Origin of the sequence: Streptomyces sp. CT34 (assembly GCF_000805335.1) — a bacterium.
In the GTDB taxonomy this organism is placed as follows: Bacteria; Actinomycetota; Actinomycetes; order Streptomycetales; family Streptomycetaceae; genus Streptomyces.
Map to the genome: position 1 here is coordinate 6,727,293 of NZ_KN708638.1, position 25,259 is coordinate 6,752,551.

Below are 25,259 nucleotides of genomic sequence, written 5' to 3' on the forward strand. Positions count from 1 at the left end.
GCCGTGGCGCTCGCATTCGAGGCGAGAACGGGCGGCGTCCAAGCTGCGCAAGGCATGTTCACCAACGCACTCCGTCCGCCAGCAACTTCAAGGCGATTCGGGCGCGTTCGGTGATCTCGGGGTCGCGGGCACGGACACCCTGAACCAGCCCGTCGACGGCAGCCATCGCGGCCAGGGCCGGCAGCACCTTTCGCTCCGGATCCGTCAACTCACGCCTATACCCGGTGAAAAACATCTGCCTCAGCCGCGGATATCGCACCCACGGGCCGACGGCCAGATGAACGAAATCGTCGACGGCCACCGCAGGCCGCGCCTGCCCAAAATCGAGCAGTGCAGCGCAACCTGTGGACCTGTCCCACAGAAAGTTGCCTTCCTGAGCATCGCCATGGACGAACGCCGTGGGGCACCCCTCCAGCTGGGGCAGCTCCCTGACAAGGCCAAGGACCAGCTCCTGCTCGGCATGCGAGAGGAGGTCACCGGCAGCAGCCACGCCCTGCCCCGCGGACGCTGTCCGTGCGCGCACCTCTGCCAGCACATCCACCGAGCCGCGGGGGACGACCGGCCTGTCATGAAGCTCACGCAGCAGATAGCCCGCTTGGCGGTGCACCCGGATGTGGTCGTTCATATCCAGCACGGCCGGTGCCACTGCCTCACCGGGCAATGCGGTCAGGAGCATCGCCAACTCGTCGGGGTCAGTCGCCTGGAGACGTGGAGCGCGACCGGGACCCAGAGCTGGTACCGCGAACCTGTAAGCGTGGACTTCGCGGTCGTAGGAGGCTTTGGTCGACGCAATCTTCAGGAAGAACCGGGTACCGTCCGTGCAGGTCAACTCCCATACCCTGGAGTTCGCGCGGCTCCGCGAGGCATCCAGCACGCCCGTGATGACGCCCAGCACACACGAGGCCCAATCCAGTACACCGCCCGGAATGCTCGTCCGCTGCGGGAGAGGGGGAATCTTGGTCATGATGCCCACCCCGCCTCAGGGGAGCGCCTGGCGAGTGCATGTCGAGTGTGTGAGGCGTACGCGGCACTGGGAGCACGGAGACTGTGGAGCACGTCGTGGTTGTGCTCCAACACGAGGTCCGCGCAGAAGGCGAGGTGACGGCACATAAGGACTCCTGGGAAAGGAAATTTCAACGAGTGGTCCGCATTCGAGCCGGAGCGGACGGGGGTGGTCAGGCAGCTGCGACTACAGGCCGCGGTCTTGACCGGCCTCCGCCACCTGCCGAGCCAGAAGGAACTGGATCACCCGGTGGTACGCCTCTCGACTCCCGGGATCACGCCGGTTGACCTCGTACAGCAACTGCCACGGGCCCGTCGGCAACATAGGCTCAGGAGCCCGCTCACGATGTGCCCGCCACTCCTGCCGAACATCGACCTGAGCCAGTGTGAGCAGACACAGCCACGGCACAGGATCACGCCACTCATGACGGGTCGCCTCCATCGCCGTGGCCCGCGCCCGCTCCTCCAGACTCTCAGCAGCGCCGTGCTGTTGACGGTGTGATCGCAGCGCCCGCTCCACCGACACCCGGGCTAGCATCACCTGCGCGTCGTAGCTGTCCGGCTCCTCGGCCAGCCATGCTTCCGTCACATCGGAGCCGGCCGCCATAATGCCGAGCGCCTGCGTGCGAAAACTCCTCAACGGCCAGTTCGAACCCGTCTCGGCCAGGAGATCACGCATCGCTATCCAACGGCCGACCTGCAACTGCTTCATGGCCGCACGAAGCTCATCATCCGTGCCCGCAGGGTGATAGATCGGCTTCATCAGGAAGTGGCCTTCTCCGCAGGTCCCCGTCGTTCCTGTCGAGTCTTGCGAAGCGCGTTGCGTAACGCCTCGGGCGGAGTCAGGGCGCGTGGGGCCGGCGGGGGGACATTCCAATGGAGCCCAGGAGGGGCTGTAGCGGACGCCGGCGGGACCACGACGTGGCACCGCCGCCCGAGCGGTACCGTCCCGGGCTCGTTCCACGAGTCGGCGGTCCCCACGGGCACGAGGAAGTACAGCCGTGGCTCCGGCCCTCCACTGTCCAGGATCACCGGACCAATCCGAGGTTGGCTTTCTCTGAGGAGCTCGATGGCGCGTTGACCAACGACCTCGGGCACGCGTATGGCATCCCACCACTCGCCAGCAGAGCAGAGTTCAACCTCGTGGCCTATGGGCATCCACCGGGGCTGGCAAGTGCGGGCTGCCGGATTAGTTTCCGACATGGCAATGGTCTCCTCACTACAACGTGTGAGGAGACCATGTCACCCTGCAAGCGCAGCGCGCGGACAGATTGTCCGCAGGAATTTTCACCCAAGTGCCTTGACAGGGACTCAGGTTGTGCTTACGCCAGCCCAACTGCCGAAAGCCGAGAGCTCGTTGGACGGGTGAGCGTCCATGCGCAACAAGGCGGCAGTCGTCTCTCGCACTGACGGGTGGAAGCGCGTGTGATTGGGGGCGATCTTGCGGGCGCGACGAAGGTCGCTGAACGCTCCGGCCCGGTCGCCAGCCGCCAGCTTCGCGGAGGCGACATCGATGAAGTGGTGGCTTGACCGCTCCCCAACCGTGGTCGCAGGAGGGGCCCACTCTCCTCCAGATGTGGGTGCCCACTCGGTGAGTCGGGCCAGAGCTTGCTCCGTATCTCCCATATCGATCATCGCGTGCACGTCGTGAATGCGGATGTTCGTCGGACCGAATGACGTCTCGTAGGCCAGCGAGTCACGGTTCCCGGCCATCCGGGCCACGTCCTTGGCCTCCCGGAGGTACTCGTTCGCGCGGTCTGGTTTGTTCTCGCGAGCTTCCAACACTGCGAGCTTCAGCACCAGTGCGCCATCCACTGCGAGTGCGTCGTTGGTGAACGAGCGTTCTGGCTGAAGCCTCTCCAGCTCTTCCCGCAGTCCTAGGAGCTTACGGCGGGCCGACGTGTATGCCCCCTGGCGCAGCATGGCGCCGGCCACCAAGTATCCGGAGGTGACCTGCATCAACGGATCGCCGGACCGCCTTGCGGCCCAATTCACGCACCCCAAAGCGGTGTTCGACAGGTCGTGGTGCCCCAACTTATGAGCCAGCGAATTCGCTGCTCGGTAGGCGCGAGCAAGGTGCCAGAAGGCCCTGCTTTGATCCTCGACGCGCCCTCCCAGCGCCACGTGAGTCAGCTCTGTGATGATCGCTGGCAGGAGGGGGCCCATCGGCGCGTAGCGAGCGTCTCTCCGCAGGGCCGAGATCTGGTCGACCTCTGAGACGAGCACCGGGAGTGGCCTCGGGCTCATCTCCATGTCGTCGGGGCTGTCGTAACAGAGTAGGACGCGGCGCAGCTCGGGAACCACTGCATGCACACCGTCTTCAGCTTCAGGTTCGCCGTAATACGGCTGACCGGTCAGAACCTCAGGTCCGAAGTGCAGAGCCTTGGCGAGTGCCAAGATCAGCGACGGCGAGGCTTTCCGCTTACCGGACTCAAGTTTCTGTACGTAGCTTGGAGAAATCGCGACCTTCTGTGCCAGTTGTCCGGCAGACAGCTTCCGTGTCCTGCGAGCTACACGGAGACGGTCTCCTAGTGTCACGGGTTTGGTCATCGGCGGATCGGTCCCTTCGCGATGAAGCACTTGGTTCAGAGTACGGACTTGTTCCTGCCCTGCGAACGGGAGTGTCAAGTGTTGACGCGGTAGCCAGCCCGGCATGTCTGGTTGGAAGGGCGGCTGGCGTCGAACGCCGCGAAGCCCAGCCCATAGCTAAAGGGGTATATAGCAATAAATAGTGGCAATCTGGGCGAGGGTTGAGTGCGGTACGCACTGAGATGTCAAGGGGCGTGGAGGCGATACCTGTGGACAGTCTGTCCGTGCACGTTGCTCACAGAGTGCAATCTTGCTGTTGCGTCTCGCCAAATCGAAGTGACAAGTGCCCCTCCTGCGCGGAGCCTGGTGCGGCCAAGTCGACCGCACGAGGGTCGGCAAGCTCGCCGTGCTGGCTGCTGATGCATGCAGCACAGGTGCATGCCAGCGGCCGGCACGAGTACGCCCATGTCGGACCTGCCTCGATAGACCAAGGAGACTGCCATCTTGGCGTTACCGAAGGCCGATCATATGTCTACGGGAAACCCCAGGCGATGTGAACACTGCAATTGCCTGCTGAGTCGCTATAACGAGGAGCAGTACTGTGCGGAATGCAGCCGTAGCAGTCGACCGCTGTCGCGAACTCGCCCCGGCGTACCCGCCCACGTGTGGGAGTTACCGGAAGTACGACGAGCTTTAATCCAGCGTGACTTCGGACTCATGTGTCGCCTCATCCGTCGATTCGGCGGACTTCGACAAGAAGACGTTGCGATGGCCACCGGTCTGAGTCAGGCGTTCTTGTCGTATCTCGAATCCGATACCCGCAGGCTGACCAATATCGACAGGATCATTCAACTGCTCGACGGGCTGCAAGCTCCTCCAGAGCTCACCGGGCCGATGCTACGGCCCTCCATCTGCCCGATGCAGCCAGCGTGGCTATCAACGGTCGCGGCGGAAGAAGATTGACAGAGGCGCGTGCCGAACTGACACTCGGGTGTCTCCCCGGCTGACATGGTGGATGTGAGGGTCTCGCCGGGGCAGTTCGCCCAGGCTCGTACCAACTGGGGTGACCAGGCGCCCAGCGGGGTCCGCTAACCAAGCTGTATTCACGACCCGTGTCTTGTCGGGGCTCGGCTACGTGTCCATGCGGACCGACGGCATCCACGCATCAGCAGCTGTGCGTCGAGGGCCGGCCCGTATAAGCCTCGACGGGCGGGTCAACGAAAGCTGGCGTCTCTCCGACATGGCGCATTCGGGACAGCTCCTCGGAGTCGGCGGCCAGGGCCCGTCGCACGGACACGCTCACAGCGACTTCTCCCCTCCATGAGTAGGTTCTTGATTGCCACCGCTGCCGCGCGCTCCGTATCCTGCTGGGCAACGCGTTGACGGAGACGAGTAGCCCGGGATCACGCGAGCAGAGAGAGCCGCCGGCAGCTGGGAAGACGGTCTCACGCCCCGAGGCGAAGACCCTCCTGAGTGCGGGGAGGAACGACCCCGTCTGGTGGTCCCATGCCCCGCCGGCTGGCCCCCGTCATCGGGCCCGAATGAGGCCGCCAGCGCCTGGCGGCGAAAGTGCGGTGGCACCGCGAGTTGCCCTTCTCGCCCGCACTCCCAAGGGATCATGACGATGTCCTACCTTTGGAGGACCGCAATGATCCACAGCCGCGTATACGTCTCTGACCTCCGAGAACACGTCGGCAGTACCGTTTCCGTCTGCGGATGGGCGAACACACTCCGTCTGCAGAGCAGGTTGCAGTTCGTCATCGTGCGGGACAGCACCGGCATGGTGCAGGTGACCCATAAACGCGACGGCGGGCTGCTGGAGGAACAGCTCGAAGCACTCACCCCCGAGTCCGCAGTCAAGATCACGGGTCGTGTCATCGATGCCGCCCAGGTCAAACTCGGAGGACTGGAGATTGTCCCCGAAGAGGTCGAGGTCCTGAGCCTGGCAGCTACGCCGCTGCCGATCGACGAGCACACCGGCATGGAGCAGCGGCTGGACTGGCGTTTTCTGGACGTGCGCCGCCGTCCCGCCGCCCAGATGCTGTTCGCTGTTCAGACCACCCTGGAGCAGGCGATGCGCGAGTACGCCTACGTGCAGGGCGCCACCGAGATGCACACCCCCAAGCTCATGGGCACCGCCTCGGAGTCCGGCGCGGAGGTCTTCAAGCTCGGCTACTTCGACCGATCCGCCTACCTGGCGCAGTCGCCGCAGTTCTACAAGCAGATGGCGATCTCGGCCGGTATCGAGAAGGTCTTCGAGATCGGGCCGGTCTTCCGGGCCGAGCCGTCGTTCACCTCCCGGCACGCCACCGAATTCACGGGCGTGGACGTGGAGCTGGCCTGGATCGACGGTGTCGAGGACGTGATGGTGTTTGAGGAGCAGCTGCTCGCTCACGCCATTGGCCGGGTGGCTGACGTGCATGGTGAGGCGATCGCCGAGCAGTTCGGTGTCGAGGTCACCGTCCCCACGACGCCGTTCCCGCGGCTCACGATGGCCGAGGCGCACGAGATCCTGCGGAAGGGGGGCTGGGACCCGTCGGGGATCAAGGAGGACCTGGACCCGGAGGGCGAGCGGAGCGTCTCGGCGCACATCCAGCAGGCGACCGGCCACGAGTTCGTGTTCATCACGCACTACCCGGTGAGCATCCGGCCCTTCTACCACATGCGGCCGGCTGACGACCCGACCGTGACGCTGAGCTTCGACCTGCTGTGGAAGGGGCTGGAGGTCACCACTGGCGCGCAGCGTGAGCACCGGTACGACGTGCTGCTGAAGCAGGCCGCCGAGAAGGAGATGAGCACCGAGCCGATGCAGGACTACCTGAACGCGTTCCGGTTCGGGTGCCCGCCGCACGGCGGTCTCGGCATGGGCCTGGGCAGGGTTCTGATGGTGATGCTGGGCCTGGACTCGATTCGCGAAGCCACGTTCCTCTTCCGCGGGCCGAACCGGCTCACGCCATAACCGGCTGTGAGTTGCGTCCCGCGACACGGGCTCGTGCCTCGTGTCGTGGGACGCGGCTGGCGCTAGGTGGCCGACCTGTTGGTGGGCCGAAGGGATCCCCGCAAACCCTCATCCTGCGGGACGTCGACCGTACGCAGCTCTACCCAGGTGCGCAACGGAAGCGATGCCCACTACGGAGAGGCCATCGAGCGTGGTGATCGCACAGGAAGGGACACCGTTCTGCATCAACTCGACCGGCACCGCCGGGTCGCCGATCAAAGTACGCAACAGATCCACGGTGACTCCGCCATGCGTCACGAGGGCAAGAGGACCCGGCTCTCCGGTCAAGTCGACCAAGCAGGCGCGCAATCTCTCTGCGGCAGCGTTAGAGGAGTCACCGGAGGCAGGAACGAAATCCCTGTCCTTCACCGAGGTGCCCCAGTCCGCCAGGAAGTCCCCGAGGGTTTGGGTCCCGTCCCAGCTCATCCTCTCGCGCAAGCGGGTGTCCTCTTGAATACGCAGGCCGGTGCTTGAAGCAATGAACGATGCAGTCTCGCGAGCGCGCCGCAAAGGGCTGCTGAAGACCGCGTGCACACCAACACGTTGGAGCCAATCGGCGGTGCTGGCGGCCTGTCGTCGTCCCCGCTTAGTCAGCCCTGGGTCACCGGGACGCCGTTCCTTCTCTGCGTGCTGCACCAGATAGAAGACGGTCATGATCACACAGTGGCCGACACGGCACGGCGGCAGCCACTGAAATACCTGCGGCACCGGGCCAACACCACCATGGTCGTCGCTCCAGGCACAGGGTCTGAGCACCGCCGACGCTTGGCGCTCGTAGCAACTAGGTCCCCTGTACGAGCAGGTATCCACCGGGCCTATGGAAGCCGGACACAGTGTCCGTCCCTCTCCAGACCCGAGATCGGATGCTGAGCCCAGCACCACCTGCCTGAATCCTTCCTGATCCCGGTATTGGTCGGGTGACCAGTCTTAGCTCTGTGTGGTGCCGGGTGCGGGGCAGGCTGAGATCCCCCGAGGGAGACGAGAACAGGACGGGTGACGGGAGGACAATGAACTGCTTTGCGCGCCAGGCGGGTTCTGCTTATCCAGTCACAGATGGAAATGGTCTCGTCTACCTGTTCGTGATCCTGCATATTGGGAAGCCGCACCAGCGACGGTCCTGCCGTTGCTCCGGCACTTTTTGAGTCAACTGCGTTGGGAGGAAGGTCAGCAGTGAGCATTGGGGGCTGTGTGTTCTGCGCCATCGCTCGGGGAGAGGCGGAGGCCAGTGTTGTCCATGCGGACGAGACGGTACTGGCGTTCATGGATCTCCAACCTGTGACCCAGGGACATCTCTTGGTCGTTCCCAGGTTCCACGCTGTTGGGCTGGAGGACCTGGATACCCGTACTGGAGCGAGAGTATGGGAGGTAGCACACCAACTCGGGCGGGCGCTGCGTCGCTCGGATCTTCGTTGCGAAGGCGTCAACCTGTTCCTCGCTGATGGCGAGGCGGCCTTCCAAGAAGTCTTCCACGTGCACCTTCATGTCTTCCCTCGGTTCAAGGGTGATGGATTCCGATTGGAAGCTGAGTGGCGAGTGCGTGAGCGGCATGAGCTCGATGCCGCAGCAACAGCTGTGCGTCGAGGGCTGGCCCAGATTGGGGATAAGTCCGTATCCTGACGAGTTGCCGCAATTTCTTGCTCTTCTGTGCTGTTGTGTGAGCTGGGCCGTAGGACTCGGTACTGGCGTTGGTGATGGCGCCATTGAAGGCGCGGGGCCTCGGCAGCCGGGCAGGCCGCGGGTCGACGGTCCCCGACGGCAGTCGAATGCTGATCCTGGATCGGCTCTCGAAACAGTGTGGATTCGTATCACGCCAGCGATATCACGCTTGTTATGTGCCTGCCATCGCGAAGAGCGGCACCCTAGTCGTCGTACGGCCTCCGAGTGAGCCGTCGCCTGAGCCGGGCAGTCGCCCTCGCGCGGGGAGAGGACTCTCTCCCGATGCAGGGGAAGCGCCCGCCTGGTGGGCGACGTTCACTTCCAACAACCCAGAGGAGGGCTTGGAAATGCGCACGCATGTGCCGTCCAACGAGGTCACAGCCGAAGGCTATGCGCCGATCTACCACGACACGAGGAACCGCCTGGAGGCGGTCTTCGGCGCCCGTGACGGTCAGCACTGGCCGGATGGTGAACAGACCTGCTCCAACTGCTACAGCGTTGCCCCGGCGGTCGCAGAGAAGTAGCGGCACCACCGTTGTTCCACGGGCCGGCCGCAGCACGCGCTGTGCTGCGGCCGGCCCTCCCCAGCAATTCGTGCAAACCTAGATCACGAACGGGAGTGAAGGTGGAAAAGAAGACACTGGTGGCCGAAGCCGGCTCGATCGTGGACAAGTGCCTCGCGGCGAAACCGGACATGGAAGATGACCTCCGCAAGCGCCTGGCACTGCTGGAGGAATACGACATGGGGTTCCTGCTGCTGGGCCTGAGCCCACGCCGGCTGCTCCGTGACGGCCGCCTCTTCGACAACGAGCAGGTCCTGCCGCTGCTGCTCTGGTTCGGACAGTGGGACAAGCATTGCCGCTACTGGACCAGCGAGGTCATGAGGCAGTGGCTGGTGTTCAACCCTTCCGCGGGCGACTTCGAAGGCGTCACGGATGAGAAGGCGATCCAATTCCGCGACTACTTCTTCGAGAAGTACGCAATCCCGCTGATCGAGGAGTTCCGGCAGTACGTTGCCCTGACCATGCTCTTCCCCGCCGAGCACAACGCGCCGTCCGGGCCCGTCGACATGGTCTGGCACTCGTTCATGCTCAACACCGAGCAGTACGAGGACTTCAGCCGCCGTATCTGGGTCGGCGCTGAGCACGTGCCACCGGAGGTTCCGGAGGAGGACTACGCGACCATGCCGAGCCTCAAGGGCTAGCGTTGCAGACCTTGCCGGAGATCGATGCTGCCGCAGCCAGGTTCCACGAGGATGGATACGTGATCCTGCGATCCGTCGTCGCCAGGGACCTGGTGCGGCAGCTTCGCGATCTGATCGAACACCGATATCGGGACCCGGCCACCCACGCGGCGGGACCCGGCCTGGACCTGGTGCGGGGCGGCGTGAGCCTGATGCGCATGTTCGAGTACCACCAGGCGTTCCGCGACATGATGACCTTGTCTCCCATCATTGACCTAGCGGAGGCGTTGCTGGGGCCCGACTGCCACGTTGTCGCACAAAACGCGTTGCGGACACCGACGGGGAAGGGCATCGTCAACTGGCACATTGACGGGGAGCTGTTCAATCCGCTGCTCGCGCATCTTCGCCACATCCCGAAGGACGCACTGCCGGTGCCGTGCTTCAGCCTCAACGCGATGGTCTTGCTCAGCGACACACCCACCGAGGAATACGGACCTACGCAGGTCGTTGCGGGAAGCCATCTCTCCGGGAGAACACCTCCCCGCAACCAGACGCTCCCCGACGGGGCCAGGGCGACGACGCTGTTCGCCCGTGCGGGGGATGTCTACCTCGTGAACAATCAGACCTGGCACCGCGGTGCACAGAACCGTTCCAGCCACACCCGCTACCTCCTGACCACCACCTACGGGCGGCGGTTCATCAGCCAGCGGTTCTACCCCTTCCTTAATTACCGCATGCCAGAGCATGTTCTGAACGGGGCCTCAGAACGTCTACTCCGTCTCTTGGGCCAGCATGACAAGGGTCCTTTTGGCTGAAACGCGCCCGCCAGCTCCATGCCCGCTGGTGGCAGGGCGGTGTGGCGAACTTCGTAATGTGCCAGCGCCACACCGCAGTTGCCTCTAGATTGGGGACCTATGCACGCCGCCACCTCTGTACGACCGGACTGGAGCAGTTTGCCCGCCCGGGTGCGCGCCTACGCTGAGAAGCAGCTCGGCGCCGGCGTCACCAAGGCGATGACATGTGGCGCAGGCTACACACCGGGTCTTGCATGCCGGCTCCAGCTGGCCGACGGGCGGCGCGCATTTCTGAAGGGCATCGATGGCGACCACCCGTTCGCGCCGCAGTACCGGTCCGAGGTGGAGATCACGCCCCTGATCCCCGAGGGCATCGGGCCCAAGGTGCTGTGGTCCACGACCCCCGAAGAGGGGGCAGGCTGGTGGTTGCTGTGCCTGGAGGACCTACCCGGAGGGAACCCCACCCTTGCCCCTGGATCCGCCGCCACAGCAGCAGTGATCGAAGCCGTCGAGAAAGCGGGCAAGGCGCTGACACCGGCTCCTCTGGCCGATGCCGAACCGATCACCAAGCGCGTCGGTTCTTGGCTGACCGGCTGGGCCAATCTCGCCGCCAGTCCCACGGATGACCTCGACCCTTGGGCCGTGCGAAACCTTGACCGCCTGGCCGAGGCCGAGCCCTTGTGGCAGTCCGCAGCAGGCGGAGAGACATTCATCCACTGGGACCTCCGCCCGGACAACTTCGTCCTGCGCGCCGATGGCACCGCCGTCATCATCGACTGGTCCTATCCGCACAAGGGCGCCCGGTGGATTGACCCCGCCGTCCTCATCCCGCAGCTCATCATGGCCGGACACACCGCCAGCGAGGCCGAGAAGGCCGTAGCCCACCTGCCGATGCCCTCACCAGAGGTGCTGACGTCTTTCGCCATCGCACTGTGCGGCTACTGGGAAATCAGCGCCCGGCGCCCCAACCCGCCCGGAGTGCCGTTCCTGCGCGAGCACCAGGCCCGCGCGGCAACTGTTGCACGAGCCTGGATCGCTCACCGAACGCGCTGGGCCTGAAGGCCCCACCACCCCTTGTCTTGGGCCACCCACGTTGGGCTGGCTCATGCCCACCGTCATTTCTGACACCCGAGGAGACCCGTGATGTCCGTTCATCACCGCGACCAAGCTGGAGCCGAGTCCGTGTTCGTCCCGGCCGGCACGACGTGCGGTGATGCCGTGACAACAGCAAACCTCACCCAGCACGGGCCAAACGCCGCGGTCGTCGTGCGTACCTCGGACGGCGCCCTCAAGGACCTCAGCTGGGCGCCAGACGTGGACACGAAGGTCGACGTGGTGCGCATGTCGAGCCCCGACGGGCTCGCTGTACTGCGACACTCCACCGCTCACGTCCTCGCCCAGGCCGTGCAGGATCTCTTCCCCCACGCGAAGCTCGGCATCGGTCCGGCCATCGCCGACGGCTTCTACTACGACTTCGCCACCGACACTCCCTTCAACGCCGACGACCTGGAGCGCATCGAACAGCGCATGCGGGAGATCATCAGCGCCGGACAGCTTTTCCAGCGACGGGCCGTCGCCTCCGTTGAAGCCGCAAAGTCAGAGCTGGCGGAGGAGCCGTACAAGCTGGAGCTCATTGACCTCAAAGGCAGTGCGGGGATCGACACCAGCGAGGTGATGGAGGTCGGCGAGGGCCAGCTCACCATCTACGACAACCTCGACGCCAAGAGCGGCAAGGTGTGCTGGTCCGACCTGTGCCGCGGCCCGCATCTGCCGTCGACCCGGCTCATCCCTGCCTTCAAGCTCACACGGAACGCTGCTGCCTACTGGCGTGGCAACGAGGCGAACCCCCAGCTCCAGCGGATCTACGGAACGGCCTGGCCCACCCGCGACGCGTTGAAGGAGCACCTGTTCCGGCTTGAGGAGGCTGCGAAACGGGATCACCGTCGCATCGGCGAGGAACTGGACCTGTTCGCCTTCAGTGAGGAGATCGGCAAGGGGCTCCCCTTGTGGCTTCCGAACGGAACGGTCATCCGCGACGAGCTGGAGAACTGGGCGCGGGAGCAAGAGCGGGCACTGGGCTACCAGCGAGTCTCCACCCCACACCTGTCCAAGGACGCCCTGTACTACCTGTCCGGACACCTGCCCTACTACACAGACGACTTGTACGCGCCCATCGAGATCGAGGGAGAGACGTACTACCTACGGCCGATGAACTGCCCCCACCACCACATGGTGTTCCGGGCCAGGCCACACAGCTACCGCGACCTCCCCTACAAGATCGCCGAATACGGCACCGTGTACCGATTCGAGCGCAGCGGCCAGCTCTACGGGCTCATGCGGGCCCGCGGCTTCACCCAAAACGACGCCCACATCTACTGCACGCTGGACCAGGCCAAGGACCAGTTCCTTGAGGTCATGCAGATGCACGCGGACTACTACCGCACCCTGGGAATCAGCGACTTCTACATGGTCCTCGCCCTTCGCGACCCCGCGAACACCAGCAAGTACCACGACGACGAGCAAATGTGGCAGGACGCCGAGCGCATCACCCGGGAAGCCATGGAAGAGTCCGGCATCCCCTACATTGAAGATCCCGGCGGCGCAGCCCACTACGGGCCCAAGGTCGACTTCATGTTCAAGACGGTAACCGGCAAGCCCTATGCCGCCTCCACGAACCAAGTTGACCTCTACACCCCACGCCGCTTCAACCTCACCTACACCGCAAAGGACGGCACTGAACAGCCCGTCGCGGTCATCCACCGCGCACCGCTCGGCTCCCACGAACGGTTCGTCGGCTTCCTCACCGAGCACTTCGGCGGCGCCTTCCCCATCTGGCTCGCGCCGGAACAGGCCCGCGTCATCCCCGTCATGCCCGATCTCCTTGACTACGCCCACAGTGTTCGAGAGGCACTGTCCAAGGCTGGCCTGCGGGTCGACGTCGACAGCAGTGACGCCCGATTGAACGCGAAGATCCGTAAGGCTGTGACCAGGAAGATCCCCCTGACCCTCGTCGTAGGCCGCCGCGAAGCCGAAGGCAACAGTGTCACGGTCCGCTACCGCTCCGGCGAAGAACAGACGCTCTCCCTGCCCGCATTCATTGAACAGGCAGCCGAGCTGGTGCGAACCAAGAGCTTGGAAGGCGCCGGACATTTCCGGTCCAACTGAGCCTTCCAGTAAATAGTTTGTCGGCTGGCCGAGCCACAGCAACCATCCTGATGGCCCGGCCAGTCCGCACTTCTTCCAGCTTTCGGGGGCTGGCCCGCCTTCCCACACGAGCGACGGGATCTTGATCGCGATCCGGTCAGGCGGCGAACTTGGCTAGGGCCGCGTCGATTCGGGCCAAGGCGCGATCTTTGCGTAGGACCTCCAGGGACTCGAAGAGGGCAATGCCGATGATGCGGCCGGTGATCGCGACGCGGACGGGTGCCTGGGCCTTGCCGAGCTTCAGGCCGTGCTCCTCGCCGGCAGCCAGAACGGCCCCCTTCAAATCCAACGGATGTCCTACGCGGCACGCGAGAAGTCGTAGACCGCGAAGTCGGTGACCGGGCGGTACCCGATCCGCTGGTAGAGGCCGTTGCTGGTGGGGTTGGCCAGGTCCGCGAACAGCAAGACGTCCGCCGCGCCTGCGGCCAGCGCGGCCCGGCTCACTTCGACCGTCGCGGCGCCTGCGTAACCGCGGCCGCGCAGATGCGCCGGGGTGTAGACGGGGGCCACCCGGATCTGGCCGGCGACCATCGGAGTCACGCCCGCCATGGAGACCGGGGTACCGTCCACGTTCTCCCAGAGCGTGACGCGTCCGTAGGCGATGCGCGTGTCGGCCCAGGAGCCGGGGTCAGCGGGGCCAACCGCTCCGATGGCGTCGACGAACTCGCGGTACCAGGTGATGAGTTGCTTACGGTCGTGCTCGCAGGCGACTCGCCCCCGTCCCTCTGGGAGCGGCTCCGGTGGCGTGAGCGTGCCGAGACGGTACAGGCGCTCCCGCTCGTGGAGCGTCGGCGTCGCGCCTGTGCGCTGCCCCCATGCCTCGGCGAAGGCGGTGGCGGTGTCGTGGTCTGCAGTGACACCGGGGAGGAGGGGACTGAGGCCGGCCAGGTGGGCGGCGAGGGAATTGGCCTCGTCGAGGGTGAGCGGGGTCAAGATGAGGCGGCGGGGCGGGGTGCGGAAGAAGGCCGCACTCACCTCGCCCGCCCGCTCCAGCCAGCCGAAGATGGGGGCTTCGGTGCCGTACGTGTCAGCCCCACGCGTGCGCAGTGTCTCGGTCACGGTCAGCGGGATGGTGTGCAGGGCGGGGCGGGAGCGCAAGAAGTCTCCGGCGCGGGCAAGGAAGTCGTCGACGTCTACGGTGAGGTGCCAGTCATCCGGGCGCATGCCTCATAGTCCCTGAACTCGGAGCACACGCTGGTAGCGAAGCTCGGTGAGCGTGATCTCGTCGTAGGAGTCGTCTTGAATGGCGCCGTCGGCTTGATAGCCGGCCCGCTCGTAGAAGCGCCGGGCTCGTTGGTTGTCAGAGAGAACCCACAAGGCCGACGCTTCGAAGCCCTGACTCTTCATCTGAGTGTGAGCCTCCTCCAGGAGCCTCCGGCCGATGCCCTGGCCGATCAGATCCGGCGACACGTACAGGGCATAGACCTCACCAACCTGCCCCGGACCAGACATCTCACTTCGACACGGCCCGAAGCAGATCCACCCCACCGGGCCGCGTTCATCGAGCGCCACAAGATCTCGTGACTGCCGACGGGGTTGAGAGAACAAATGCCTCCGGTGAACGGCATCACCCTCGACCGTCATTGCATCCAGGTACGTCTGGGGAACGATGCCGGCGTACGCCGCCTGCCATCCCCGGACTCGGATCGTCGAGACGGCCGAGATGTCAGCCCCATCCATCTCCCTCACATGCACCATCGCGCCACGGTAATGCCATAGGTACCTGAGAATGAACTGCTTTACTTCGCTGCCGAGCCGTCGGGATTGAAAGCGCCTGCTGAGGACGATCTACGCCTCAGGCTGGCGCACACGGCCAGCACGAGTACCCGAGAAACCAATCACACCAGCCCTTTGACTGGCGTCTTCAAGTTGGCGGCGACTCACTGGTGATCACCCGACCGGCAGGGACAGGTCAGCAGCCGCCAGGCGCTCGTGCAGTTCGCCAAGTGCCGTGCGGTTGCTGTCGAATCGGAGCGCACTGTGGGCTGCCTGGAAGTCCAGCCACTGGATGTTGGTGTGCTCGTGGGAGATTTTGACCTCTACGCCGGTCAGGTCGGCGGCAAACGAGTGCTCTGGGACGACGTAGGTTCCGGTGGGCCAGATGCCGCGATCGCTGAAGAACCGCGCCGGGATGCTGGCTGTGGTCTGCAGCGGGTACAGCGGTACGGGCTCGTCGAGACCAAGCTCTTCACTGACCTCGCGTACGGCGGCTTGTACCGGGCTCTCACCGGCCTCACCACCTCCAGCCACGGGCTGCCAGACGTTCATGTCCTCGCGCCGTAGGACAGCGAACTCGGTCTGAGCGCCAACTGCGCGGAAGGGGAGGACAAGGACCTGGAAGGGCGCTCGGGGCATGCAGGGCTCCTCAACTGGCGATCGAGTTAGACCTGGGTTTGGTCGACCAGGCCACGCTGTTCTTGACGCAGATGGTGTCGGCGCTCATGGACCTCTTCCACGGTGTATATGGCATCGGCGAGTTCTGCTGGTCCATCGTTTCAAGTCCGGCATGCCCGCACGAGCCCACAAAGGCGTTGCAGGGGGAGGGAGCGCAGCTCAGGATGGACACGTGACCCAGATCCGCACTGCATCGACAGACGACGTTGCCTTACTCGCGACCCTCAACGCCATCGTTCACGACCTGCACGTACGGCACCGACCCGATCTGTTCGTCGATTCTCCGGAACAAGAAGCGTTCTTCAAGGCCCAGATAGCCGATCCGTCCGTTACTGTCCTCGTCGCAGACGGGGCAGACGGCAGGGCTCTCGGATACGCCATCGTCCGAGTCATCAACCGGCGCGGCAACGCGCTCATAAGGCCAGACACGGTCATCTCGCTAGACCAGATTGCCGTGGTACCTGACGCTGCTCGTACTGGAGTCGGCTCAGAACTCCTGGAAGCCGTACGTGAAGTGGGACGGAGCGCAGGCTGCCGACGCCTGGTAACCGATGTCTGGGACTTCAACGAGGAGGCTCGGGCATTCTACGAGAGCTCCGGTTTCAGGCCAATGAATCACCTCCTGGATCAGCAGCTCTGATTTCAACGTGAAACCCTGACCTCCCGGGACAGGCAGCTGCTTCCGGCAAATAGATCTCCCTGAGCCGCCTACCGCCCGACGACACGAAGTTTGAGCTCAATAGCCGACAAGCGTGCGGATTGTCCTTCTGCCCCCCGGCAGCAGCCGCGTTGACGCTCCGAATTCCAGAGGCGAACGGCTCTGGCACGGGGAGGAAACCCGTCGCGCGGTGGCGGGTCTTCCGCCACGCTTGCTGCATGCCGAAGATTCTCACCCCACGTCTTCCGTACACCGCCACCGCCGTGCGGCCTCGCTGGACCGAGCTCCCTCAAGACGTGCGTGGGCTTGTCGAACGCCACCTTGGTAGTGCCGTACAGCCGGGGCGAAGCGTGGGGAGCGGCTTCACCAGCGGGTACGCCGCCGTCATCCGAGGCGCCCATGGCTCCCAGTTCGTCAAAGCAGTGAATGCCTCGGCCAACGCTGTGGTCGCCGACAGCTACCGTCGGGAGGCACTGATCAACGAGGCCCTCCCCGCGCCCGTGCCGGCACCTCGTATCCAGTGGAGGGAGGAGCGCGACGGATGGCTCGTCCTGGGCTTCGATGCCATCGACGGCCATATGCCGGTAGCCCCGTGGCGGGCAGACGAGCTCACCGCCACCCTCGACGCGTACGCGCAGACCGCCGAGGCACTCGGAGCCCCTTCTGAACGACTCCGACAGATCGGCCTGAAGCCGCTCGGTGACGGAGGCGACTTCGACGACTGGCGTACCCAAGCCTCCACCGGCCCCGGCGCGGTCACCCTCCCCAAATGGGTACCCACGGAGAAGGTCGACGTACTGGCGAACTTGGAAGCGGAGTGGCGACAATCCGCGGCTGGCAACGCGGTCCTGCACAACGACCTGCGTCAGGACAACGTACTCATCGACGCGCACGGCACCGCATGGATCTGTGACTGGAACTGGCCCTGCCTGGGGGCAAGTTGGTTCGACCTCGTGCTGCTGCTGGCTACCGCGTTCGCCGACGGCCACGATGCGACCGCGCTTTTTCACGCCCATCCCACAGCCCGAGGCGTGGACGGAGAACAACTTGATGCTGTGCTCGCCGCCCTCTCCGGTTTCTTCCTGGTATCTGGCGCGCACCCACCGGCGGACTGGTCTCCGTACATTCGCCAGCACCAGACCTGGTGCGGTGAGGTCACGCTGCGGTGGCTGGCCGACAGGCGCGGATGGTACCTGTGACCACAGCAGACAGATGCTGTGTCCACGCACCCGAAGACCAGCTTCCGGCGGCTGGCGCCAGGACCTCGCACGGCAGCCACTTCCGCAGCACCTCCGGCACGGGAACTGTGCCGTTGGGCTGCTGATGCTGTTCCAGGATGGCCGGCAGCAGGCGGCTCGTGGCCAGTCCCGAGGCGTTCAGGGTGTGGACGTAGGCCGGCTTGCCCTGGCGGGGACGGTAGCGAATGCTGCCGCGCCGGGCCTGGTAGTCGCGGGCGTTCGACACCGAGCTGACCTCGACGTACGTGCCCAGGCTCGGCAGCCACACCTCGACGTCGAAGGTCTTCGCCATCGCGCCGCTCATGTCGCCCGCAGCCAGGCGCGTGACCCGGTAGTGCAGGCCGAGGTCGGCGACCAACTGCTCGGCCTTGCCCAGGAGTTCGTCATGGGCGGCCTGCGCCTGGTCGGGTGTGGTGAACTGGAACATCTCGACCTTGTTGAACTGGTGCCCACGCAGCGTCCCGCGATCCGCAGCCCGGTGGGCACCGGCCTCCTTGCGGTAGCTGGGCGTGTAGGCGAAGTACCGCCGGGGCAGTTCGGCCTCCCGTAGTGTCTCGTCCCGATGCAGGTTGACCAACGCGGTTTCCGCGGTCGGCAGCAGAAACCTTGCGGGACCGCGCTCTTCGCCCTCCAGGGTGAACACCTCGTCGGCGAACTTCGGGAACTGCCCTGCGGTGTATCCCGCCTCGTACGTCAGGATGTGTGGTGGCAGCACGAACTCGTAGCCGTCACGGACGTGCGCCTCGGTGAAGTAGTTGAGCAACGCCCACTCCATCAGTGCGCCGTTGCCGCGGTAGATCCAGAATCCGCCGCCCGCGAGCCTGGTACCGCGCCGGTGAGCGACGAGCCCGAGCCCGGCGGCGAGCTCCACGTGGTCCCTCGGCGGGAAGGCGAACCGGGGTGGCTGCCCGATGGTGCGAACGACTTCGTTGTTCTCCTTGCCACCGGCCGGTACGTCGTCGTCGGGAAGGTTCGGCAACGGGTCCAGGAAAGCGCGGTGGGCCTCCTCCAGCTCTCCCAGCCGCTGCTCGGCCTCGCCCAGCTGCCCGATGAGCGCCTTGGCTCGGGCATGCAGGTCCTCGACGGCCTTACCAGCGCGCTGCCTGCGAGCGATCTCGCCCGAGCGCGTGTTCCGCTCGCCGCGCAGCCTCTCCACGTCCCTGCGTACATCGCGCAGCTCGTGGTCCAGACGGAGGAAGGCGTCGATGTCGACATGGACGGCGCGCTTGGCCAGCGCGGCACGCACGTACTCGGGTTGTGTGCGGATGAGGGTGATGTCCAGCATCAGCTGGTTCTCCCATTCGACCAGGCCCTCGGCGAGGGCGTGATCCCTTGGGGGCGCGGGCGAGAAGGGCAACTCGCGGTGCCACCGCGCCTTCGCCGCCAACAGCGTGGCGGCCTCGTTCTAAACCCTGTGACGGGGGTCGGCCGGCGAGGCATGGGGCCACCCGTTGTGGCCTTTCCTCCTCGCACTCGGGAGGGGATTCACTCCGGGACGCGAGGCCGCCGTCACAGCACCAGGCGGCTCTCTCGGCTCGCGGGACCCGGGTTACTTGGCTCCGTCATCGCGTTGCAACCGAGAGTAAGGGGCGACTCTCACACGGGCCAGCGATTTATCGGCCGACACACCTTCGAGCCCTGTGTGATGTAGGTCTCGTAGGCCGGTCAAGGCTTCCGGCGATTCCGCCTCGCGGCACGGCAGCAGGAGGAGGGGTCCAGCTCGGCGTGCGACCCAGCCGTGAGGTGCCCGAGCTACCTGGTTCAGCTACAGGGATCAGTCGTACAGGCGCCCCAGCAGGGCGCCCTGGCCGGACTGCAGGACGTGAGCGGCCTCCAGCGGGATCCAGAAGCACTCGAAGTGCGTGGGCCCCTGCTCCCCGTCGTGATCCTCCTGGCTCATCCACCGATCCGGAGTTGGCTCGGTCAGCTCCAGGTGGAAGACGTGGCGGTGCTGCAGTTCGAACCGGTACGGGCTGAGGTCGTACTCGGTCTCGCCGAGCTTCCTCATGACCTTGAAGCCCTTCAGGCCGGTCTCCTCCCTGGCCTCGCGCAGCGCCGCCGCCTCCGGCGTCTCACCCTCGCGGACGCTGCCGGCCGGTACCTGGATACCGACCTCCTCGTAGCTGTAGGCGGTGTGCCGGAAGACCAGCAGCATTCCGTCGCGCACGACGTAGCACAGCACCTTCTCCTTGGTGACCCTCTCGGGCACGGAAATACCCCCTTCATTTGTCGGAACCGGTCGCGCGCCCGGCGGCGCCTGTCACCAGTAGAGCTGATCACCTCAACGGGAGCCCGCAAACCGCATGAAGGGGTTCATATAGGCTGCTCGCTCCGTCTGTTGCCGCCGCATTGATCTGGGGAGTTCCCTGTGACCGTAGCGACCGAACCGGCCGTCCCGCCCGCCGACGAGACGTCGGAAGAAGAGAGTTTCTGGGACGAGAGGGCGTCGTCCGGCAGTGAGGTCGTGGCGGGCGCTGCAGACGACCTCGTTGTCCGGGATGCCCGCGAGTTCGGGGCGTACGCGCGGACCGGCGGCTGGGCGTTCGCGCTGAAGGTCGCGCGCAGCGTGCGGCCCGGCGGGCAGGCCGCGGGGGAGACTCCGAAGGTCTCCGCGAAGGAGTTCGCCGAGCTGGCCGGGTGCTCGCCGGAGCGCGTGATGCGGTTCTACAAGGCGTGGGACATGGCCGCCGATGACGGTGTCGTCCCGCAGTTCGAGGCGCTGGCCCCCGGTGAGGACATCGAGCTGCCGGATGCCGAGGTGTGGCTCTCGTACTACAGCTCCCGGAACAGCGCCACGTCCGTCCGCGGTACCGCGATCACTGCTGCGGCCGAGGCCGAGGGGATCCGGCCGACCAAGGCCCTGGAGGTTGCGGAGAACCCCACCGCGCTGCGTGCCGCGATCCTCGCCGACCCCTCTACCGCCGGGGCCGCCCGGGCCGGGCTGCTGGATCGGCTCAAGGAGGATCCGGCCCTGCAGGCGGAGTTGGCCCGCGACGTCCTGCGGACCGACGGGCTGAAGAAGGCGGTGGCGAACGAGAGCCGGGCGGCCGACCGGATCGGATACGTGCGCCAGATCGTGGAGAACGGTCAGGTCAAAACCCCGGCCGGACAGACCATCGAGGCCCCCGTCGAACTGCGTGCGGAGGCCGAGCGGCACCTGTCCCTCCTCGATGAACTGGACGATGACGAAGAGGTCGGTGAGTGGGTCACCGAGGCGTACGACACGGTCAAGGGCCTCGTGGTCCAGGCCGTCGAGGCCGATCCCGAACTGCGCGTCCAGGAACGCCGGACCAAGTTCTACAGCAGTCTGCAGAAGGCGACGAAGGTGTTCGAAGAGCTGACCTTCGACGACGCCGACGACATCTACGAGGACGACATGGTCCAGCGGCTGGAAGAGCTCCAGCAGGCCATCGCCACCTGCATCACCGCCCTCCGCAAGGCGGCCCCCGAACGTTGAGCGGCCGCTTTGTACCCGACGGTTGGGCGCAGAGTAGGCCGTGCGTTACAGAGTCGCCTTGCGGTGGATGTGGAGCAATGCTCGGGCCCTGATCGCGCTCGCTGGCCCCGGGCCCACACAACAGATGAGCCTGGGGCGAACTATTGTGTGTCAGCGCACAGTTCGTGCCGATGCTCGCTGACCGAGCTACCTTGCGGCCCCACCATGTCGGTAGCCGGACCACAACCTAGAACCGTCAGACACGGCTGGCCGCAACCACAACTGCTGTCTCGGCGAAGAAGAAGCGTCCCTCGGCTGCGGCCTGCTGCACCGCTGCAAACCACTCCTCGACCTCGACGGTGTCCACCTGCCCGCAGCCCCGGAGGGCGGTCGCGCGCAAGGCGCCCCGGATGTCCCCGACCCTGCGCGCTGCATGACCTGCGAGTTCAGTTGAATGGGTCACCAGCGTCTCCACATGCGTCCTGGCCAGCTGGGAAGCCGCCACAAGCCCTGGCAGCTTGCGGCCCATGCGCCCGTCCGAGCTGTCCATCCACGCCGGCGCATCATCCGCGAAGGCGTGCAGAATCTTCCTGTCCAGCCCTGCGGGCGGCCCGGAGATGATGAGCGAGTCGAAGTCCGAGTGGGAGAACACCGCCCGCCCGCCAGGCCGGAGCACCCGCCACACCTCGTCCAGGAGCAGGGACGGCTCGGGCAGGCATTCCAGAAGGTTGGAGGAGATGACCACGTCCACGCTGGCGTCTTCGAGCGGGAACTGTTCCCGCAGGTCTGCGGCAGCCAACTTCACCGGCCCGGCGTGGCGTTTCAGCCGCGCCCGAGCCTTCGCCAACGACTCGCCAGCGCGGTCGTATCCGATGAGCTGCGCTTGCGGATAGCGTTTGGAGAAGGCGCCAAGGGCCGGGCCGGCCCCACAGCCAAGGTCCACTACCGAGCCCTGCTCGGGAATCTCCGCCAAGTTTACGAACCGGTCGTGCAACATGTCGTTCGTCTCGAACATGCACGCCCTCCTCTGGAGCGACGAGACGGTGAGTGCTCACCTTAGGAGCCGGACCCTCTCTTCGCCTCCGCATATCGCGAGGTGCCGTCGACCTCATGACTCATGTAACTGTGCTTCAGGCAGGTGGGAATAGTCCCTCGGAGCACCTTTCCTCGGCGCATCGCGACTCTGCGTCGGAGGCGGGTCGATGAGCCCGAGGGGTCGCAGGTGCTAAAGCTTGCCGGACTCGAAGAGATATCACCGTTGTGATGTGCCAAGCACCAAGAACCATGACACAGTTAGCGGGTCCCTACGGGTAACAACTGCCTGCTCGCTCGCTATTGCTCGTAGCGAGAGGCCGTGTCATGACCGCCCTGCCTGTCTGAATCCCCCCGTTGAGGGCGGGCAGGGCTTCCCCCCTTCGGTCCCGATCTCTCGACGATGCCGTAAGGAACACCACGCCGACCCTCAGATGGTTCGGGCTCGTCGGGCAGAGCATTTGACGGCCTCCACCCTGCGCTGGGGCGCACAGCTCGGCCGCCCACCAGGGATGTCCGACTCATCCCGTAGAGTCACCCTGAGCAACAAATTCGCACACCCGTACCGCAACGAGAACTATGGGGGCATCGACGCATGGTCGAGTTCCACAAGCCCGACGAGTCGCAGCCTCAGCCTCCCCACGGCGCGACGCCTGGAAATGACGCAGGTCCTGGCCTGTACGGACCAGGACCTGGATGGGGGTCAGGCGGGCGGCCCGGCTACCCGCACCCGGCACAGCCGCCGTCGACCGCAGCCATGTGGACCCATCTCTCCGCGCTGCTCACCATCACCGTCGGCGCGAGCTTCTGCTGCGGCCTCGGCGGCATCCTCGGCTGGATCGCCCCGATGACCATCCGCAACAACCCCCGCAACCTGCATGACCCACTCGTCCGCCATCACGGCGCCCAGGCGATGAACTTCGGCATCACCCAGGGCATCATGGTGGTCTTGGGCTTCATCATGTACCTCAGCGGCGTCATGACCCTCTCCCTCACCACGGTGGACCAGCGCTCCGAACCGGTCGTCCCGCTAGCCCTCCCGATCGTGCTACTGAGCGTGCTCGCCCTGCTGGGAGCATTCGTCATCACCGGCATCGTTTTCGCCATCATCGGCACCGTCAAGGCCAGCCGCGGGCAGATATGGTCCTACCCGAAGTTCGTCGCCTGGCCGATGGTCAAGGCGTAAAGCAAATCCGGGGAGACTCGCCTTCGGCGCGATTGAAGACCAGCAACTCCGGAGGAAAACTATCCTCGATTTGCTAGGTGCTAAGAAGAAGCCCCTCATGCGAAATGAGGGGCTTCCGTCTTATTCAGGTGGATTAGCGAGCCTTCTGGTACGCCTCGCGAATGTCAGCCGGGACGCGACCGCGGTCATTGACCTGGTAGCCGTTCTCCTTCGCCCATGCCCTGATCGCCGCGGTGTCGTCACCACCGACAGCGGCCTTCCGGGGCTTACGAGCCCGGCCGGTCTTGCGGCCGGCCTTAAGGAAGGGATCAACGGCCTCAAGTAGCTTGTCGTAGCTGTCCGGGCCGAGGTCGATCTCGTACGCCACGCCATCGAGAGCAATGGTGTGCGTTGCCGCCTCTGAGGTCTCTTCGCCCGTGAGGTCGTCTGTGTAGATGATGACGGTCTTCTGTGCCATGGCTGAAAGTGTAAATGCTTCTGCTGTTTTCCGTCTCCACGGTTGATCGCACGGCGAACTTCCGGTAAATGAGAGAGCCAACGCTGATTGTGATGAGTACGCCACAACGTCCCAGCAGGTCCTGGAGGACGTTGTGGATCACGAGAGCGAAGCGCGCCAGCAGTGTGAGGTCTGGTCAGCGATCGTGGCCAAAGAACTCATCCACAACTCTTGACGACTGCTCGGCTCGGTGGTGGTACCAGACCTGGTGGAAGGCCGCGAAGTAGGGCGAGTCCTGGTCGACGGGGCCGAGGGCGCGCAGGACCGCGTCACCGCGTGGGTCGTCGCGCACGAACAGCCCGATCGCCGCGGAGATCCGTACGGCCTCGGCCTCGTCGTGGAGGGAAGTGGCGAGAGTGTCCGAAGGGGCGGGTGAGTCGGCGAGCGCCTTGCATGCCTGCTCGCGCACCGCGGGGTCCGTGTCCCGGGTGCACTCCAGGGCGGCAGTCACTGCCTCGGCCTGTCCCCTCGTTACTGCCCGGGTCAGGCCGGAGAGCGCCGTACGCCGTACCTGCGGGTCGCGGTGCCGGATGAGGGCGTACAGCGACTGCTCGGCCCGGGCATCCATGGCGTTGGCCAAGCCGGCGGTGAGGGCGCGCAACACCCGCGAGTCCTCCTCCCGGACCGCCCAGGCAAGGAAAAGTTCGACGATCGGCCGCTCGAAGGAGTCGTCGTCGCTCTCGTCGAAGAGAATGGCAAGGTGGAGCACTTCCGCACCGAAGTACCGCTCCAGCGGCTCCGGGCGGTCCCGCAGGTCGGCGGCTGCCGCCCACACGGCGGGGTCGTGGCGCTCGTGGAGCGTGAGCGTCGTGGAGGCCCAGACCGGCTGGTTGACGTCCGGCTCGGCCAGAGCGCGGCCCATCAGCTCTACGAAGGACGGCTTGACCCCGTACTTGGGCTCCAGCTCGGTGAGGATCGCGGTGTGCCCGTTGCGGACCGTCAGGTCACCGAGCGACAGTTCCTGGCAGTCGTTCTCCCAGCCGTCCCGCGCCGCCTTGCGCACGGCCGGGCCCGTCGCCCCGCTCCTGCGGCGCAGTTCGGCCTCGATGCCCGTCACATGCCAGCGCCGGGCCAGCGCCAGGGCGTTACGCCCCTCGGTGTCCTTGAGGCTCAGATCTGCTCCATGGGCGATGAGCTCGGATGTGATCTCTCAGGCGCCATGGTCGATCGCACGCAGCAGGGGCGTACGGCCCTCAGGAGCGGCGCGATTGAGCTGGATCGGGTGGCCCGAGGACATCAGTGCCTCGACGACCGGCAGGTCGAAGGCTTCCACCGCCAGGGACAAGGCCGAGATGCCGTGCTCGTCCACGGCATTGGGGTCCGTGCCCCCGTCCACCAGCGCCAATACCGCCTTGGCGTCTCCGCTCCGTACCGCGGCTATGAGCGGATCCTCACCCATGTGTTCCCGTTCCACCTTTCGTCTTGTCCCGGGTACGGTCACAGTGCCGAGCCG

Annotated in this window: 25 protein-coding genes and 1 pseudogene; 12 read left to right on the forward strand and 14 right to left on the reverse strand. The window is 65.4% G+C overall.

Translation table 11 applies throughout. The features are described 5' to 3' along the window. Positions 1 to 58: 58 nt before the first annotated feature. The 3 genes from RZ84_RS29375 to RZ84_RS29385 form a co-directional block, all read right to left on the reverse strand. Positions 59 to 964 (reverse strand): phosphotransferase enzyme family protein, encoded by a 906-nt coding sequence (locus RZ84_RS29375; RefSeq protein ID WP_043271173.1) that lies wholly within the window; start codon positions 962 to 964, stop codon positions 59 to 61. Between the two features lie 225 nt (positions 965 to 1,189). Next, a complete protein-coding gene (locus RZ84_RS29380) occupies positions 1,190 to 1,765 on the reverse strand; it encodes a hypothetical protein (protein WP_052230234.1) in 576 nt (191 codons plus the stop codon). A 548-nt stretch (positions 1,766 to 2,313) separates the two neighbouring features. Next, entirely contained in the window at positions 2,314 to 3,582 is a 1,269-nt protein-coding gene (locus tag RZ84_RS29385) for a helix-turn-helix domain-containing protein (RefSeq protein ID WP_241777909.1), read from the reverse strand. Positions 3,583 to 4,248: 666 nt separating this feature from the next. Between RZ84_RS29385 and RZ84_RS29390 the strand changes: the two genes are divergently transcribed. Together RZ84_RS29390 and aspS are read left to right on the forward strand one after the other, a co-directional pair. Beyond that, a complete protein-coding gene (locus RZ84_RS29390; RefSeq protein WP_043267221.1) occupies positions 4,249 to 4,494 on the forward strand; it encodes a helix-turn-helix domain-containing protein in 246 nt (81 codons plus the stop codon). Between the two features lie 685 nt (positions 4,495 to 5,179). Then, positions 5,180 to 6,490 carry an aspartate--tRNA(Asn) ligase gene (gene aspS, locus RZ84_RS29395; RefSeq protein ID WP_043267223.1) on the forward strand — a complete coding sequence of 437 codons (1,311 nt, stop codon included), beginning with the start codon at positions 5,180 to 5,182 and terminating at the stop codon, positions 6,488 to 6,490. 108 nt (positions 6,491 to 6,598) lie between these two features. Here aspS and RZ84_RS35645 read toward each other — a convergent pair whose 3' ends face one another. Further along, positions 6,599 to 7,183, reverse strand: coding sequence for a histidine phosphatase family protein (locus RZ84_RS35645; protein ID WP_063772782.1), 585 nt, complete (start codon positions 7,181 to 7,183; stop codon positions 6,599 to 6,601). 534 nt (positions 7,184 to 7,717) lie between these two features. Between RZ84_RS35645 and RZ84_RS37220 the strand changes: the two genes are divergently transcribed. From RZ84_RS37220 to thrS, 6 genes are all read left to right on the forward strand, one after another. Continuing rightward, positions 7,718 to 8,146, forward strand: coding sequence for an HIT family protein (locus tag RZ84_RS37220; protein WP_241778102.1), 429 nt, complete (start codon positions 7,718 to 7,720; stop codon positions 8,144 to 8,146). Positions 8,147 to 8,532: 386 nt separating this feature from the next. Further along, positions 8,533 to 8,709: a hypothetical protein gene (locus RZ84_RS39280; protein WP_157878940.1), complete on the forward strand. Its 177-nt coding sequence runs from the start codon at positions 8,533 to 8,535 to the stop codon at positions 8,707 to 8,709. Positions 8,710 to 8,810: 101 nt separating this feature from the next. Continuing rightward, positions 8,811 to 9,389, forward strand: a complete 579-nt coding sequence (locus RZ84_RS29410; RefSeq protein WP_157878941.1) for a hypothetical protein — start codon at positions 8,811 to 8,813, stop codon at positions 9,387 to 9,389. 11 nt (positions 9,390 to 9,400) lie between these two features. Continuing rightward, positions 9,401 to 10,183, forward strand: coding sequence for a phytanoyl-CoA dioxygenase family protein (locus RZ84_RS29415; RefSeq protein WP_157878942.1), 783 nt, complete (start codon positions 9,401 to 9,403; stop codon positions 10,181 to 10,183). Between the two features lie 99 nt (positions 10,184 to 10,282). Beyond that, positions 10,283 to 11,221 carry a phosphotransferase family protein gene (locus tag RZ84_RS29420; protein ID WP_078894316.1) on the forward strand — a complete coding sequence of 313 codons (939 nt, stop codon included), beginning with the start codon at positions 10,283 to 10,285 and terminating at the stop codon, positions 11,219 to 11,221. An 84-nt stretch (positions 11,222 to 11,305) separates the two neighbouring features. After that, positions 11,306 to 13,327: a threonine--tRNA ligase gene (gene thrS / locus RZ84_RS29425; protein ID WP_043267230.1), complete on the forward strand. Its 2,022-nt coding sequence runs from the start codon at positions 11,306 to 11,308 to the stop codon at positions 13,325 to 13,327. Positions 13,328 to 13,463: 136 nt separating this feature from the next. On the opposite strand, the pseudogene RZ84_RS29430 reads toward thrS, so the two are convergent. From RZ84_RS29430 to RZ84_RS29445, 4 genes and pseudogenes are all read right to left on the reverse strand, one after another. Next, a pseudogene (locus tag RZ84_RS29430) lies at positions 13,464 to 13,649 on the reverse strand (glutamate--tRNA ligase); the annotation flags it as partial. Positions 13,650 to 13,663: 14 nt separating this feature from the next. Further along, entirely contained in the window at positions 13,664 to 14,530 is an 867-nt protein-coding gene (locus RZ84_RS29435; RefSeq protein WP_043267234.1) for a GNAT family N-acetyltransferase, read from the reverse strand. Positions 14,531 to 14,533: 3 nt separating this feature from the next. Next, entirely contained in the window at positions 14,534 to 15,064 is a 531-nt protein-coding gene (locus tag RZ84_RS29440; protein WP_043267237.1) for a GNAT family N-acetyltransferase, read from the reverse strand. A gap of 192 nt (positions 15,065 to 15,256) precedes the next feature. After that, positions 15,257 to 15,721 (reverse strand): NUDIX hydrolase, encoded by a 465-nt coding sequence (locus RZ84_RS29445; protein WP_043267239.1) that lies wholly within the window; start codon positions 15,719 to 15,721, stop codon positions 15,257 to 15,259. A gap of 211 nt (positions 15,722 to 15,932) precedes the next feature. Here RZ84_RS29445 and RZ84_RS29450 point away from each other — a divergent pair, with 211 nt between their 5' ends. Then, positions 15,933 to 16,400, forward strand: coding sequence for a GNAT family N-acetyltransferase (locus RZ84_RS29450; RefSeq protein WP_043267240.1), 468 nt, complete (start codon positions 15,933 to 15,935; stop codon positions 16,398 to 16,400). Positions 16,401 to 16,636: 236 nt separating this feature from the next. Further along, positions 16,637 to 17,617 (forward strand): phosphotransferase family protein, encoded by a 981-nt coding sequence (locus RZ84_RS29455; RefSeq protein WP_043267242.1) that lies wholly within the window; start codon positions 16,637 to 16,639, stop codon positions 17,615 to 17,617. Here the strand turns inward: RZ84_RS29455 and serS are convergent. Both serS and RZ84_RS29465 read right to left on the reverse strand, forming a co-directional pair. Next, on the reverse strand, positions 17,574 to 19,043 hold the full coding sequence (serS, locus tag RZ84_RS29460) for a serine--tRNA ligase (protein WP_241777911.1): 1,470 nt from the start codon (positions 19,041 to 19,043) through the stop codon (positions 17,574 to 17,576). The two genes, RZ84_RS29455 and serS, sit on opposite strands and share 44 nt — an antisense overlap. Positions 19,044 to 19,430: 387 nt before the next feature. Continuing rightward, complete coding sequence (locus RZ84_RS29465; RefSeq protein ID WP_043267244.1) at positions 19,431 to 19,865, reverse strand: NUDIX hydrolase; 435 nt, start codon at positions 19,863 to 19,865, stop codon at positions 19,431 to 19,433. Positions 19,866 to 20,024: 159 nt separating this feature from the next. Here RZ84_RS29465 and RZ84_RS29470 point away from each other — a divergent pair, with 159 nt between their 5' ends. Then, complete coding sequence (locus RZ84_RS29470; RefSeq protein WP_043267246.1) at positions 20,025 to 21,113, forward strand: hypothetical protein; 1,089 nt, start codon at positions 20,025 to 20,027, stop codon at positions 21,111 to 21,113. Between the two features lie 235 nt (positions 21,114 to 21,348). Here RZ84_RS29470 and RZ84_RS29475 read toward each other — a convergent pair whose 3' ends face one another. After that, positions 21,349 to 22,107: a methyltransferase domain-containing protein gene (locus RZ84_RS29475; RefSeq protein WP_052230238.1), complete on the reverse strand. Its 759-nt coding sequence runs from the start codon at positions 22,105 to 22,107 to the stop codon at positions 21,349 to 21,351. Positions 22,108 to 22,881: 774 nt separating this feature from the next. Between RZ84_RS29475 and RZ84_RS29480 the strand changes: the two genes are divergently transcribed. Further along, a complete protein-coding gene (locus RZ84_RS29480) occupies positions 22,882 to 23,310 on the forward strand; it encodes a DUF4870 domain-containing protein (protein ID WP_052230239.1) in 429 nt (142 codons plus the stop codon). Positions 23,311 to 23,443: 133 nt separating this feature from the next. Here the strand turns inward: RZ84_RS29480 and RZ84_RS29485 are convergent, their stop codons facing one another. The 3 genes from RZ84_RS29485 to RZ84_RS29495 all read right to left on the reverse strand — a co-directional run bounded on the left by RZ84_RS29485 (position 23,444) and on the right by RZ84_RS29495 (position 25,205). Next, positions 23,444 to 23,767, reverse strand: a complete 324-nt coding sequence (locus RZ84_RS29485; protein ID WP_043267250.1) for a histone-like nucleoid-structuring protein Lsr2 — start codon at positions 23,765 to 23,767, stop codon at positions 23,444 to 23,446. A gap of 175 nt (positions 23,768 to 23,942) precedes the next feature. Beyond that, positions 23,943 to 24,863 carry a HEAT repeat domain-containing protein gene (locus tag RZ84_RS29490; RefSeq protein ID WP_157878943.1) on the reverse strand — a complete coding sequence of 307 codons (921 nt, stop codon included), beginning with the start codon at positions 24,861 to 24,863 and terminating at the stop codon, positions 23,943 to 23,945. A gap of 93 nt (positions 24,864 to 24,956) precedes the next feature. Then, positions 24,957 to 25,205 (reverse strand): ankyrin repeat domain-containing protein, encoded by a 249-nt coding sequence (locus tag RZ84_RS29495; protein WP_043267254.1) that lies wholly within the window; start codon positions 25,203 to 25,205, stop codon positions 24,957 to 24,959. Between the last annotated feature and the right edge of the window lie 54 nt (positions 25,206 to 25,259).